Annotated in this window: 12 protein-coding genes; 7 read left to right on the top strand and 5 right to left on the bottom strand. The window is 72.2% G+C overall.

Translation table 11 applies throughout. The features are described from left to right. Positions 1 to 16 precede the first annotated feature (16 nt). Both BJ999_RS28875 and BJ999_RS28880 read left to right on the top strand, forming a co-directional pair. A complete protein-coding gene (locus BJ999_RS28875; RefSeq protein WP_179836180.1) occupies positions 17 to 931 on the top strand; it encodes a sucrase ferredoxin in 915 nt (304 codons plus the stop codon). Between the two features lie 186 nt (positions 932 to 1117). Further along, positions 1118 to 1414, top strand: a complete 297-nt coding sequence (locus tag BJ999_RS28880; RefSeq protein ID WP_075901375.1) for a WhiB family transcriptional regulator — start codon at positions 1118 to 1120, stop codon at positions 1412 to 1414. A gap of 265 nt (positions 1415 to 1679) precedes the next feature. Here the strand turns inward: BJ999_RS28880 and BJ999_RS28885 are convergent, their stop codons facing one another. From BJ999_RS28885 to BJ999_RS28895, 3 genes are read right to left on the bottom strand one after another with little or no spacing between them, the layout of a single operon-like run. Beyond that, positions 1680 to 2414, bottom strand: coding sequence for a phosphoribosyltransferase (locus tag BJ999_RS28885; RefSeq protein WP_179836181.1), 735 nt, complete (start codon positions 2412 to 2414; stop codon positions 1680 to 1682). 34 nt (positions 2415 to 2448) lie between these two features. Then, positions 2449 to 3477: a phosphotriesterase family protein gene (locus BJ999_RS28890; RefSeq protein ID WP_179836182.1), complete on the bottom strand. Its 1029-nt coding sequence runs from the start codon at positions 3475 to 3477 to the stop codon at positions 2449 to 2451. 39 nt (positions 3478 to 3516) lie between these two features. Beyond that, positions 3517 to 4569, bottom strand: coding sequence for a YihY/virulence factor BrkB family protein (locus BJ999_RS28895; protein ID WP_179836183.1), 1053 nt, complete (start codon positions 4567 to 4569; stop codon positions 3517 to 3519). 713 nt (positions 4570 to 5282) lie between these two features. On the opposite strand from BJ999_RS28895, the gene BJ999_RS28900 reads away from it, so the two are divergent. Genes BJ999_RS28900 through BJ999_RS28915 form a run of 4 tightly spaced genes read left to right on the top strand, consistent with a single transcriptional unit; the run spans position 5283 to position 8572 of the window. After that, the gene (locus BJ999_RS28900; protein WP_276530288.1) at positions 5283 to 6935 is read left to right on the top strand and encodes a nitrite/sulfite reductase; all 1653 of its coding nucleotides are present in this window, start codon (positions 5283 to 5285) and stop codon (positions 6933 to 6935) included. A gap of 16 nt (positions 6936 to 6951) precedes the next feature. Then, positions 6952 to 7122: an Insertion element protein gene (locus BJ999_RS28905; protein ID WP_179836185.1), complete on the top strand. Its 171-nt coding sequence runs from the start codon at positions 6952 to 6954 to the stop codon at positions 7120 to 7122. Continuing rightward, on the top strand, positions 7119 to 7829 hold the full coding sequence (locus BJ999_RS28910; RefSeq protein ID WP_179836186.1) for a phosphoadenylyl-sulfate reductase: 711 nt from the start codon (positions 7119 to 7121) through the stop codon (positions 7827 to 7829). Before BJ999_RS28905 ends, BJ999_RS28910 begins: the two co-directional genes overlap by 4 nt. Beyond that, the gene (locus BJ999_RS28915; RefSeq protein WP_179836187.1) at positions 7826 to 8572 is read left to right on the top strand and encodes a sirohydrochlorin chelatase; all 747 of its coding nucleotides are present in this window, start codon (positions 7826 to 7828) and stop codon (positions 8570 to 8572) included. Before BJ999_RS28910 ends, BJ999_RS28915 begins: the two co-directional genes overlap by 4 nt. A gap of 4 nt (positions 8573 to 8576) precedes the next feature. On the opposite strand, the gene BJ999_RS28920 is transcribed toward BJ999_RS28915, so the two are convergent. Next, the gene (locus BJ999_RS28920) at positions 8577 to 9368 is read right to left on the bottom strand and encodes a DUF1707 SHOCT-like domain-containing protein (RefSeq protein ID WP_179836188.1); all 792 of its coding nucleotides are present in this window, start codon (positions 9366 to 9368) and stop codon (positions 8577 to 8579) included. Positions 9369 to 9536: 168 nt separating this feature from the next. On the opposite strand from BJ999_RS28920, the gene BJ999_RS28925 reads away from it, so the two are divergent. Then, positions 9537 to 11162: an acyl-CoA dehydrogenase family protein gene (locus tag BJ999_RS28925; RefSeq protein WP_179836189.1), complete on the top strand. Its 1626-nt coding sequence runs from the start codon at positions 9537 to 9539 to the stop codon at positions 11160 to 11162. 725 nt (positions 11163 to 11887) lie between these two features. Here BJ999_RS28925 and BJ999_RS28930 read toward each other — a convergent pair. Then, positions 11888 to 12208, bottom strand: coding sequence for a hypothetical protein (locus BJ999_RS28930; RefSeq protein WP_179836190.1), 321 nt, complete (start codon positions 12206 to 12208; stop codon positions 11888 to 11890). Positions 12209 to 12594 lie beyond the last annotated feature (386 nt).

The following is a 12594-nucleotide window of genomic DNA, read 5'->3' on the forward strand; positions in this document are numbered from 1 at the left end:
TCGGCGGGGGGACTGCGTGACGCGCGGCAGAAGCTGCGGACACTGCCCGGGGAGCCACACCGGCGAGCGGCCGTGCCTGGCGACCGCGACCGTGAAGGCGGGCGCCTGGCTGCTCATCGAGCACCCCGGCCCCTGGCCCGAACGCGTCGAGGACCTCGACGGCCCGGGGGCGGTCGCCGATGCCGTGCGGGCGGCGAAGAAGGCGGGCGTCCGGCCGCAGCTGATCCGCCGGCCGGGCCGCCGGCGCGCCACCCCGCCGGTCCAGGTCTACGCCGCGTCCTCCCGCGGGGGCGAGGCCTGGATCGAGGGGCGCGAGCTGGCCGATCCGGCCGAGCTGGCGGCGCTCGACCTGGACGCGCTCGTGAACGGCCGGTCCCCGGGCCTCGGTGAGCGGGTCGCCGAGCCGGTCCTGCTGGTCTGCACGCACGGGCGCCGCAACGCCTGCTGCGCCCGCACCGGTGCGCCGCTGGCCCGTTCCCTCGCGACGCGTTTCGACCGCCTGATCTGGGAAACCACCCATGTCGGCGGTGACCGATTTGCGGCGAATTTGGTATGTCTTCCTCACGGATTCTCGTACGGCGACCTCAACGAAGCGGAGGCGAACGCGGCGGCGGACGCCTACCTGCGGGGCGAGGTCGCCCTTCTCAGGCTGCGCGGACGGGCCGGAGCCCCCGAGCCCGCACAGGCGGCGGAGCACTTCGTCCGAGCGCACACGGGCCGGCTCGGGGTGGACGACGTGACCGTGGCGTCGATCACTGGAATCCCCGGAACAACCCGGCACGAAGCGGTCGTTCTCCTGAGGCGGAGCCGTTACCGGGTGGTCGTCGAAGCCGTCGAGCAGCCCGACCCGTGCGGGACCGACTGCGGCGAGAACCAGAGAACCTACGTTGTTAGGGAACTCACCCTTCTCAACGAGGCGGCCCTCGTGTAATCTCGCTGAGGCCCCATTCGAGGGTCTCCCTGTCGCACGTCCCCAGGTTTCCGGAGTAACCGGACGGGGAACAGAGCGGCAACTCCAGACGTTGGAACATTCGGCGCTTCTCTGACTCTTGTCATCCGAAGCACGTCGAGCGTCCATGTCCCGAATTTGTTCGAAACCAATCAAGGTGGGTGTTCCATGGCTCAGGTACGTCGGCAGGCAAACCTCCCTCGTCCCAGCTGGGGCTGGCAGGACGCCGCGGCGTGCCGGGGGGAAGACCTCGTCCTCTTCTTCGGCCCCGACGGCGAGCGCCAGCCCGAGCGCGAGATTCGCGAGCGCAAGGCCAAGCAGATCTGCATGGGCTGTCCGGTCCGTACGGACTGCCTGGACTACGCGGTGTCCCGGCCCGAGAAGTACGGCACCTGGGGCGGCCTGAACGAGGACGAGCGCGCGTCCGAGCGCCGTCGCCGTATGCGTCGCGCCAACGCCGCCTGAACGAAGGCACAGGCCGCCGAAACGCTCCCATCGCGAAACCCCGGCACGCCACCTTAAACGTCACGGCCCCGCCCCGCGGGGCCGTTTGCGTTGCCCGGGCCCGGTCCATCCGACCGGGCCCGGGTTCTTCGTCACATCTGCGTCACGACTGGAGCGCCTCGCGCCACGACATTCCGGCGGGTCGCCCTTTTACCGCACTGTCCCCGCCGATGTGGCCATTTCCCGAAAATTCGCGGGCCACCATTCCGTCCGCGCCTCCCGCGGCTCACGGCCGGCCCGGCTCCGGCGGCCCGCCCGGGGCCTCGCCGCGCGCCCGCGCGGCGCGCTCCAGCCAGGCCGTCACATCGGCGTCGGTGAGCTGCCCGAAGTCGCGGTACCACTGCCCCACGGCGCGGAAGTCCCAGGGCGCGACCGGCACCACCAGGTCGTCCACCTCCGCCTCCAGGCTCCGGGCGGTCTCGGCGGCGCCCACCGGCACCGCGAGGACCAGCCGGGACGGTCCGCGTCCGCGTACCGCCCGCACGGCCGCGCGAGCGGTGCCGCCGGTGGCGAACCCGTCGTCCACCACGATCACCGGTCTCCCGGCGACCCGCGGCAGCGGGCGGCCGCGCCGGTAGACCGCGACCCGGCGGTCCAGCTCGGCGCGCTCGGCCTCCACGGTGGGGGCCAGATCGTCCTCGCGGAGCCCGAGGCGGGCGAGCAGGCCGTCGTCGAACACCGGGGCGCCGCCCTCGGCGATCGCGCCGACGCCGAGCTCCGGCTGCGGCGGATACCCGATCTTGCGGGTCACCAGCACGTCGAGCGGGACCCGGAGGTGCCGCGCCACCTCGTGGCCGACGGGGACGCCGCCGCGCGGCAGCGCGAGGACCACGGCCCCCTCCAGCCCCATCGTGGCGAGCCGCGCCGCGAGCACCCGGCCCGCCTCGGCGCGGTCGGTGTAGGGGAGCCGGACGGTTCCGGGCCGCCGGGCGCCCTCCCCCGCGGGTCCGCTCCAGGACATCGGGCGCACCCCCTTCCGGGGTTCCCCTACCCACTCAGGAACCGGTGAGCCACCGCAGCGGGTTGTCGTGCAGGATCGCGCCGATGGTCGCCTCGTCGGCGCCGGCGGCGCGCAGCGCGGGCAGGAACGTGTCGAACAGGTACCCGAACCCGGCGCCCCCGTAGCGGGCGACCTGGGCCATCCGGGCGACCCCGGTGCTCAGCAGCACCCGGTCGGCGTGCCCGGCCTCCAGCAGGTCCAGGACGCGGCGGACACGGGCGCCGACGGCGGCGGCCTCCTCCCCCGCGAGGCCGAGGGTGCCGAACGAGACGTAGCCGCCCGACTCGGCGATCTTGCGGTGCTGGGCGGTGTCGTCCACCCGGTCCTGCTGCCCCACCGCGACGCGCTCGGGGGGCAGCCCGGCGGAGGTGAGGATCTCCATCTGGGCGAGGCCCGCGCGCCCGTAGGTCGCGACCGACAGCCCGGAGTAGCGGGCGGCCTGGCCGGCGGCGCGCAGGCACAGCTCCTCGGCCTCGGTCGGCGCCTCTCCCCAGGTGCCGATCTCGCCGATGACACCGGGCAGCGAGTTCGTGCCGTCCATGCCGAAGCCGACCTCGGCGAGCAGCCGCTCCGCGAGCCGGTCGACCGCCGACGGGCCCGAGTACTCGGCCCCGGAGGGGCCCGGCTCGAACCCGGGGGCCGCGGGGGCCGCTCCGGCGGCGAGGACCTCACGGACGAACGCGGGGTGGAACGGCTCGGTGAACACGCCCGTCCCGGCCACCACGGCGACCCTGGCGCCGGCGCTGATGCGGGCGAGCGCGGCGGCGTTGCGTCCCATGCCCGAGCAGGTGAGGTCGACGACGAGGCCGAGGCCGTGGTCCTTGCGCAGGGCGTTCAGCTCCCGCTGGACGGCCTTCTCCTCGTCCAGCCACCGGTTCGGGTCGGAGTCGGCGAGCTGGGGGCGCGCCGGCCAGCGCAGGTCCAGCTGGAGGTGCTCGTGGGAGAGCACCGGCCCGGTGATGTCGGACGTCGCGATCGTGCCGGTCACGGTCCGCAGCCGGCCTGTCTCCTCACGGGGGGTCATGTCAGGCGAGGCTACGACATGTTTGCCCTTTTCAGGACCTCAACCGGGGTGGTTTTTACCCGTCGCGCCCTGGTCCCGGGGCGCCTGGTCGGCCTCCGCCTCCAGCGCGGCGCGGATCCGGGCGGTGTCCCCGCTGGGCCACAGCCGGTCGATCTCGGCGTTCAGCGCGGCCCCGATCAGCACCGCGAGCGCCGCCACGTACAGCCAGGCCAGCAGCGCGATCGCGGCGGCCAGCGACCCGTACACCGACACCCCGCTCAGCGAGCCGGCCAGGTAGATCCGCAGGACGAAGCTGCCCACGATCCAGATCAGCAGTGCCAGCGCCGCGCCGGGCGTCTGGCGCCACCAGGACGTCCGCACCGGGACGCTCATGTGGTACAGCAGCGAGAGGAAGACGATCGACAGGCTCACCACGACGGGCCAGTACAGCGCCTGGACGGCCTCGGTGCTCTCCGGGAGCGCCTGGCGGACCACCGCGGGGCCGGCCACCAGCATCGGGATCACGACGATCAGGGTCAGCAGCCCGATGAGGTAGAGCACGAAGGCGCGCACCCGGGTCCGGACCACGCCGCGCACACCCGACAGCCCGTAGGCGATCGTGATCGTGTCGACGTAGACGTTCGTCGCCCGCGACCCCGCCCACAGCGAGATCAGGAAGCTGACCGACACGATGTCGGGGCTGCCGCCCCTGATCACGTCGTCGATGAGCGGGACGACGACCGTTTTGACGGTCGGGCCGGTCAGCACCGTCTGCGAGTGCTCGATCACCCACGAGCGCACCTCGGCGATCGTCTCCGTGCCGAACAGGCCGCGCAGGTGGCCCATCGTGCCGATGAGCCCGATGACGAGGGGCGGCATCGACAGCAGGGCGAAGAACGCGGCCTCCGCCGCCAGCCCGGTGACCCGGTAGCGGAACCCGCCGATGGCGGTGCCCTTGGTCAGCGTCCAGGCGATCCCCGCGGCGGCCCGCACGGCGGCGCGCACCCGCGCGGGCAGGCGGTCCCGCAGGCGCCGCTGCGGGCCCTCCGGCGCTTTTCCGGAAGGCGAGTCCCCAGCCCGGGAGGCGCCCGCTGCGTCGGAGACGGTGGTCACACCGCCCCACCGTAGAGGGTCGCGCGCCCGGAACGTGTCCCATCGCCCACTTCACTGGTCCGCTCCGCGCGTGGCACGCCGATCCCCTCCCCCGCCCGGTCGTCCCGCGGGCGTGCCGCCCGTTCCGTGCACATCCCTTGGTGCATACCCGTTATGACGGCACGGAACGTTCTCCGGACCATGATCATCCGCGTGCGGCCACGTCGAACCGGGCATTTGCCTTCATGGGTGACAATGGAAGACATGATTTGCCAGTCGTGCCGCGAACGCCACCACGAGGAGTGCCGTGGCGGCTCCTGGTGCGACTGCCAGCACCACCCCGCGCCCGCCGCCCCCGCGCCCGGCGCGCCCACCGCCGGGCGCCGCACGGACCCAGCGACCGGCGGGAAGGCCGAGCCCCGGGTGAACTGGAGGGCGCAGGGATGACGCATCTCACGCGTCCGCATGCCGGACGTCACTGGACAGTCCGCGAGACGGCATGTCAGAGTGCGGGTATGACTGCCGCGGACCCGTTGCTGGCCAAGCGCCGGCACGTCGACTTCCTCCGCGTCCGCAGCGCGATCTGTAGGTGACGCTCCGACCACGCCCCTGTACAGCCGGGCGCGTGGCGCATCGGCGTCACCTTTGACTTCATCCTGCTCAGCGTCGAGCCGGCTGCCTCAGAGCGCCGGTGCGCTGCGCGTCCCTCACGACCACAGATGAGGACGCGCGCCGTGCCACCCGCGACCAAACGCAAGAAGGGCGAGGGCCAGTGGGCCCTCGGCTACCGCGAACCGCTCAACAAGAACGAAGAGAACAAGAAGAACGACGACGGACTGAACGTCCGCCGCCGGATCATCGACATCTACTCCAAGAGCGGTTTCGACTCCATCGACCCGTCCGACCTGCGCGGCCGGTTCCGCTGGATGGGCCTGTACACCCAGCGCAAGCCCGGCATCGACGGCGGCAAGACCGGCGCGCTGGAGGACGAGGAGCTCGAGGACCGCTACTTCATGATGCGGGTGCGGATCGACGGCGGGCAGCTGAGCGGACCGCAGCTGCGCACGATCGCGGACGTCTCCACCCGGTACGCGCGCGGCACCGCCGACATCACCGACCGCCAGAACGTCCAGCTGCACTGGGTGCGGATCGAGGACGTCCCGGCGATCTGGGAGGCGCTGGAGGCGGTCGGGCTGCACACCATGGAGGCCTGCGGCGACGTCCCGCGCGTGATCATCGGCTGCCCGCTGGCCGGGATCGCGGCCGACGAGGTCGTGGACGCGACGCCGCGGCTGCGCGAGATCCACGACCGCTACATCGGCTCCCCGGAGTTCTCCAACCTGCCGCGCAAGTTCAAGACGGCGATGTCGGGCTGCACGTCGCACTGCACCGTCCACGAGATCAACGACATCGCGTTCGTGGGCGTGGTGGACGAGGCAGGCGAGACCGGCTACCAGGTGTTCGTCGGGGGCGGGCTGTCCACCAACCCGATGTTCGCGCAGAGCCTCGGCGTGTTCGTCAAGCCCGAGCAGACCGCGGAGGTGTGGCACGGCGTCACCTCCATCTTCCGCGACTACGGCTACCGGCGGCTGCGCAGCCGCGCCCGGTTGAAGTTCCTGGTGAAGGACTGGGGCGCCGCGAAGTTCCGCGAGGTGCTGGAGAAGGAGTACCTCGGGTTCGCGCTGCCGGACGGCCCCGAGCCCGCCGCGCCGCTCGCCCGCCGCGACCACGTCGGGATCCACCCGCAGAAGGACGGCGCCTACTACGTCGGGTTCGCGCCCCGTGTCGGCCGGGTGGACGGCGAACTGCTCGGCGTCATCGGCGACCTCGCCGAGCGCTACGGCTCCGGCCGGGTACGCACGACCAACGAGCAGAAGATGGTCATCCTGGACGTCCCGGAGAAGGACACCGAGGCCCTCGCCGACGAGCTGGCGCAGCACGACCTGCAGGTCCGGCCGTCCACGTTCCGCCGCCAGACGATGGCGTGCACGGGCATCGAGTACTGCAAGCTCGCGATCGTCGACACCAAGCAGCGCGCGATGGACCTGATCGACGAACTGGAGGAGCGGCTCCCCGACTTCGACCAGCCGCTGACGATCAACGTCAACGGCTGCCCGAACGCGTGCGCCCGCATCCAGGTCGCCGACATCGGGCTGAAGGGCCAGCTGGTCGTGGACGACGACGGCGAGCAGGTCGAGGGCTTCCAGATCCACCTCGGAGGGCGGCTCGGCGCGTCGTTCGGCAAGAAGGTCCGCGGGCTGAAGACCACCTCGGCCGGGCTCACCGACTACGTCGAGCGCGTCGTGCGCAGGTTCGACGAGCAGCGCACAGGCGGCGAGACGTTCGCCGAGTGGGTGCACCGCGCCGACGAGGCGGACCTCAAGTGAGCGGGGCTGATCGGGCATGAGCGAGCGGATGGCGCCGTTCTACTGCCCCTACTGCGGCGAGGAGGGCCTCGAACCCCGGGATGAAACGCCCGGGGCGTGGTTCTGCCCCGACTGCGTCCGTTCCTTCAGCCTGAAGTTCCTCGGTGTCGGCACCCCCCGCACCGCGAGCAAGGAGGTCCCCCGGTGACACTGCTGGAGACCGACAGACCCACCCTCGACCTCCAGGACATCGTCGAGTCGGCCGCCGCCGCGCTGGAGGGCGCCCCGACACTGGAGGTCATCCGGTGGGCGGTCGCCACGTTCGGCGACCGCATCTGCCTCACCTCGTCCATGTCGGACGCGGCCCTGATCCACCTCGTGTCGAAGGTGAAGCCGGGCATCGACGTGCTGTTCGTCGACACCGGCTACCACTTCGCCGAGACCGTCGGAACGCGCGACGCCGTCGAGGCCGTCTACCCGGTGAACGTCATCGACGTCACCCCGTCCCGGACGGTCGAGGAGCAGGAGGCCGCGCTCGGCCCGCGCCTGTACGGCCGCAACCCCGACCTGTGCTGCCACCTGCGCAAGGTGGAGCCGCTCGGCCGCGCGCTGGAGGGCTACATGGCCTGGTTCAGCGGCATCCGCCGGGACGAGACCGCGAGCCGCCGCGACCGCCGGGTCGTCGAGTGGGACCGCAAGCGCGGCATGGTCAAGGTGAACCCGATCCTGGGCTGGTCCCAGGAGGACATGGACAACTACATCGAGGACAACGGGGTGCTCGTCAACCCGCTGCACTACGACGGCTACCCCTCGATCGGCTGCGCGCCGTGCACCCGCCCGGTCGCGCCCGGCGAGGACCCACGCAGCGGCCGGTGGGCCGGAATGGGCAAGACCGAGTGCGGCATCCATCTGTGAGCGTCCCCCTGGTCGCGGTGGCGCACGGCAGCCGGGACCCCCGCGCCGCCGCGACCGTCGCCGCGCTGCTCGACGCCGTCCGGGCGCGCCGCCCGGACGTGCCCGTGCACGCCTCGTTCCTGGACCACGCGCCGCCCGCCCCCGACCAGGTGCTGGACGGCCTGGCCGGGGACGGCGCGGACGAGGCGGTCGTGCTGCCCCTGCTCCTCACCGCGGCCTACCACAGCAAGACCGACATCCCTGGCGTGCTGAACCGGGTGCACGGCCGGCACCCGCGGCTCGTCCTGCGCACGGCCGGCACGCTCGGCCCGCACCCGCTGCTGCTGGACGCCCTGGAGCGGCGCCTGTCCGAGGCGGGCGTGGCGCCCGGCGACCCGGACACGGCGGTCGTCCTCGCCTCGGCGGGATCCAGCGACCCGTCCGCCAACGCCACGAACGCGCGGCTGGCGCGGCGGTGGCGTGCGCGCGGCTGGCGGGACGTGGTGCCGGCGTACGCGACGGCGGCCCGCCCGGCGCCGGCCGAGGCGGTGCGGGCCCTGCTCGAGGCGGGCGCGCCGCGCGTGGCGGTGGCGTCCTACATCCTCGCGCCGGGCCACTTCGCCGACAAGGTCCGCCGGGAGTCCCTGGCCGCCGGCGCCGCCGCGGTCTCCCCCGCCCTCGGCGCGGCTCCGGAGGTCGCCGACCTGATCGTCCGCCGCTACGCCGGGGCGCTGGAGGCCCCCCGCGCGGCGGCCGCGGTCTGACCCCCTACCGGCGGTCCTTCCACCAGGTGGCGAAGGCGTTCCGGAGCGGGCCGTGGTGCTCGTCGTCGACGATCTTGATGTCGCCCATCACGGCGGTCGCGGTGACGCGCACGACGGGGACGCGGGCGCCGGGATGCGGGTCGCGGACCGCGACCCGCCGGTCGCCGAGGAAGTTGTGCCCGGTCAGCACGACGCTGACGCCGTCCGGGACGATGATCTTGACGTCGCCCATCACGGCGGTCACGCAGATGTGCACCTCGCCGGTGGGGACCTGGGCGCCGCGCAGGTCGAGCTCGACGTCGCCCATCACCGACACGGCCTCCAGCGGCCCGTCGATGCGCCCGACGATGCGCTCCTTGCAGTCCCCCATGACCGCGCTGAACCTGCGCTTGACCTGCGCAGGCGCGGGGTTGGCGCCGGGCGCGCCCATGCCGGGCAGGTCGGCGGTGATGAGTTCGAGGTCGCCGCGGCTGACGGCCGCGTAGGCGGCCTCGGTGCGCTCGGTCAGCTCCTCGAAGGTGAGCCGCCCCTCCACCGAGGCGATCCGCAGCCGCTCGACGACGGCCTCGCGCTCGGCGTCGGACGCCCGCACCGTGTCGTTCGCCCGCCCGGTGTCGTTCGCCCGCCCGGTGCCCGAGGCACGCCCGGCGTCCGAGGCCCGCCCGCCGCCGGACGCCCGCCCGGTGTCGGGTGCGGTCGTCACGTCGACCGGCTCGGGGACGGGGCCGGCGCCCCGCCGCCGCTCCGGCGGCCGGCTCGCGGTGTGCCGCTCGGGCTGCGGACCGGTCTGACTCATGATTTCGACGGTATGCCCCCGGCGGCGCTGGACAATCCGCCGCGCGGACGAGATCACCCCACCACCTGAGGAGGATGGACGTCCTCCCACCCCACAGGCATGATCAACCTGGCGCCCGAACCGCGTTCTGTATTCTGCTGGTCGACGGCATGAACGTTGGGAGAGCGCGTGACGCACGAGGTGTTCAACCAGGTCCCCCCGCTCGCCGGGCACGACGCCTCCGACGAGGCGGCCCTGCTGGACGGGCTGCACCGCGAGGGCGCCGGGTGGGCCGAGGCCGAGGTGCGCGAGCTCGGCCGCCTGGCCGGCGCCGAGCGGGCCCAGGAGTGGGGGCGCCTCGCCAACGAGCACCCGCCCGTGCTGCGCACCCACGACCGCTGCGGGCACCGGATCGACGAGGTCGAGTTCCACCCGGCGTGGCACGAGCTGATGACCGTCGCGGTGACGCACGGCCTGCACGGCTCGGCGTGGACCGACCCCCGCGAGGGCGCCCATGTCGCCCGCGCGGCGAAGTTCTACACCTGGCGCGTCGACGCGGGCCACGGCTGCCCCGTCTCGATGACCTACGCCGCCGTCCCGGCGCTGCGGCAGTCGCCGGAGCTGGCCGCGCGGTACGAGCCGCTCCTGGCCAGGCCGGAGTACGACTTCGGGCTGCGGCCCCCGCTCACCAAGACCGCGCTTCTCGCCGGCATGTCCATGACCGAGAAGCAGGGCGGCTCGGACGTCCGCGCCAACACCACCACGGCCGCGCCCCAGCCGGACGGGACGTACCGCCTCGTCGGCCACAAGTGGTTCACCAGCGCTCCGATGTGCGACGTGTTCCTCACCCTCGCCCAGGCGCCCGGCGGGCTGACCTGCTTCCTCGTCCCCCGCGTCCTGCCGGACGGCGGCCTCAACCCGCTGCGCCTGATGCGGCTGAAGGACAAGCTCGGCAACCGGTCCAACGCCTCCTCCGAGGTGGAGTACGACGAGGCGGTCGCGTGGCGGGTCGGGGACGAGGGCCGCGGCGTCCGCACCATCATCGAGATGGTCAACATGACCCGCCTGGACTGCGTGATCGGTGCCGCGTCCGGGATGCGGCTCGGCGTCACCACCGCCGCGCACCACGCGGCGCACCGCTCGGCGTTCGGCCGGCCGCTGATCGACCAGCCGCTGATGCGCAACGTCCTGGCCGACCTCGCGATCGAGTCCGAGGCCGCCACGACCACGATGCTGCGCCTCGCGGGCGCCACCGACCGCTCGGTGCGCGGCAGCGAGAGCGAGACCGCCTTCAAGCGCCTCGGCCTCGCGGTCAGCAAGTACTGGATCTGCAAGCGCTGGCCCGCGCACGCCGCCGAGGCCCTCGAATGCCTGGGCGGCAACGGCTACGTCGAGGAGTCCGGGATGCCCCGCCTCTTCCGCGAGTCGCCCCTGAACTCCATCTGGGAGGGCTCCGGCAACGTCGCGGCACTCGATCTCCTCCGCGCAACGCTACGCGAGCCGCAAACCCTAGAGGCGTTCTTCGAAGAAGTAGCCCTCTCTCAAGGAGCCGACAAGCGCCTAGACGCAGCCATCAAGGAGACCAAGGAAAGCTTCGCCGACACCGCGACAATCGAGTACCGCGCCCGCCGAGTAGCCGAGCGCCTGGCGCTAGTCCTCCAGGCATCACTGCTGGTCAGACACGGCCACCCGGCCGTCGCCGACGCCTTCTGCGCCACGCGCCTAGCCGGCGACTGGGGCGGCGCTTTCGGCACCCTCCCGCCAGGCCTGGACATCGCCCCCATCATCGACCGCGCCACCCCGAAGGTCGGCTGAGTCCTCAGCTCCTGGCGTTGCCGAGCCACCGCATCCGCCTGTCCGCAACCGATCCAAGCAAGATCATCCACTAACGTACCCGTTAGTAGGCAGCCGCCGCGTCGCACTAGTAGTGCTAAGTGCAGCGTCGTGCCACCCGGTGCTCGGCTACGCCCGGTCAGTCACGCCCGTGAATAGCCCCGTTCTTCGCTTGCCAGAGGATGCGGGGGATCCGGGTCCCGATATGCCCATACTGACTTGGCCTTAGCAAGGCCGGCGCGGCGCATGCTGCAGGCTGAGGTGTCGATTGCCAGCCAGGCGCATGAGACGTCGGCCAGCACGCGCCCTCGGGAGCGGATCAGTATTGGTGGTTCTGTCCCGGCGTCCGGACGTGGCGCCGCTGGCAGCGCGGTAGCCGCATCGGCGCGGAACGCCTGACACTCCTGATGCGCCATAGGGTTCTTCTCCAATAGCGCCTCAATCTACGCCGAATCGGGGGCAGCCCAACGGCATGACCGGTCACTTCCCCAGGGCTGGTTCGGCGCAGCGAAACCGGACTAACAGACTCCCCTGTTCCAGCCGTCCGCGTGCCGTCCGCCGCGTGGCGGACGGCCGTCCGCGACATCGCCTGAGCCGTCCGCCCCGATATCTACCGTCCAAAGATCGGACGAAGCCCCGGACCACCGACGCCTGACCCTTCCAGGCGGCGAACGCACCGCCTTCCCGATCAGCGCGCACCGGCCACGCTAAGGAAGCCGCCGACACACATCGTCCGCCAACTCATCCAGCTTCTCGACGGTTCGCGCGGCCGCCTCGGCGTACCACCGCAACTGCGGCGACGCCTCCCCCGAGTGCAACGCCGCGATTGCCTGGTTGAGGTTAGCTCCAATCCGTCGAGCCTGCCCCGATGCATGCATCATGATCGCCAGCGACTCCCGCAGCAATGCGTACTGCGGCTGGACACTGCCTCGAGCCGCATTGAGCACCGCCTGCGCCGCGTATGCCCCGACCGCAAGCCGTTCTCCTGATGCCGCCGAGGCAACCAACGCATGCTCCTCCTCCGACAACGAGAACCTCACCGAGCGGTTGCGCCGCGGAGTCCGATGCGCCCGCCGATTCACCTGCGCTGGCCTCGCCTCCTGCTGCGACCCGTCTTCAGGGATTACAGCCACCACCTCCCGGATCGCGCTCGATCCCCCGATGAACTGGACCGCGCACGGTCCAGCCGCCATATGTGCACGATTTCCATTTCTTGCCCCCCGCGGCAGCGGAGCCCGGCGAGACCCTTCAGGTCTCGGCCGGCGTACGCATGGGACAGGCTGTCTCATCCCACGCCCGCCCGCTACTTTAAGCATCGGCGTGGCCCACTGACGCTCAAAAACATCAGCGGGGCTGACCCGGAAGGCCCGGCGTAGGTCCGCAGAAGCGCTTCGGCGCGTTTTGGTTCATGCAG

The sequence above is a fragment of the Actinomadura citrea genome (assembly GCF_013409045.1).
GTDB classification, from domain to species: domain Bacteria; phylum Actinomycetota; class Actinomycetes; order Streptosporangiales; family Streptosporangiaceae; genus Spirillospora; species Spirillospora citrea.

Excerpts from the sequence above, each read along its gene's own strand:
- BJ999_RS28880 (WP_075901375.1), top strand. The coding sequence starts at position 1,118 with ATGGCTCAGGTACGTCGGCAGGCAAACCTCCCTCGTCCCAGCTGGGGC.
- BJ999_RS28885 (WP_179836181.1), bottom strand. The coding sequence starts at position 2,414 with ATGTCCTGGAGCGGACCCGCGGGGGAGGGCGCCCGGCGGCCCGGAACC.
- BJ999_RS28890 (WP_179836182.1), bottom strand. The coding sequence starts at position 3,477 with ATGACCCCCCGTGAGGAGACAGGCCGGCTGCGGACCGTGACCGGCACG.
- BJ999_RS28905 (WP_179836185.1), top strand. The coding sequence starts at position 6,952 with ATGAGCGAGCGGATGGCGCCGTTCTACTGCCCCTACTGCGGCGAGGAG.
- BJ999_RS28920 (WP_179836188.1), bottom strand. The coding sequence starts at position 9,368 with ATGAGTCAGACCGGTCCGCAGCCCGAGCGGCACACCGCGAGCCGGCCG.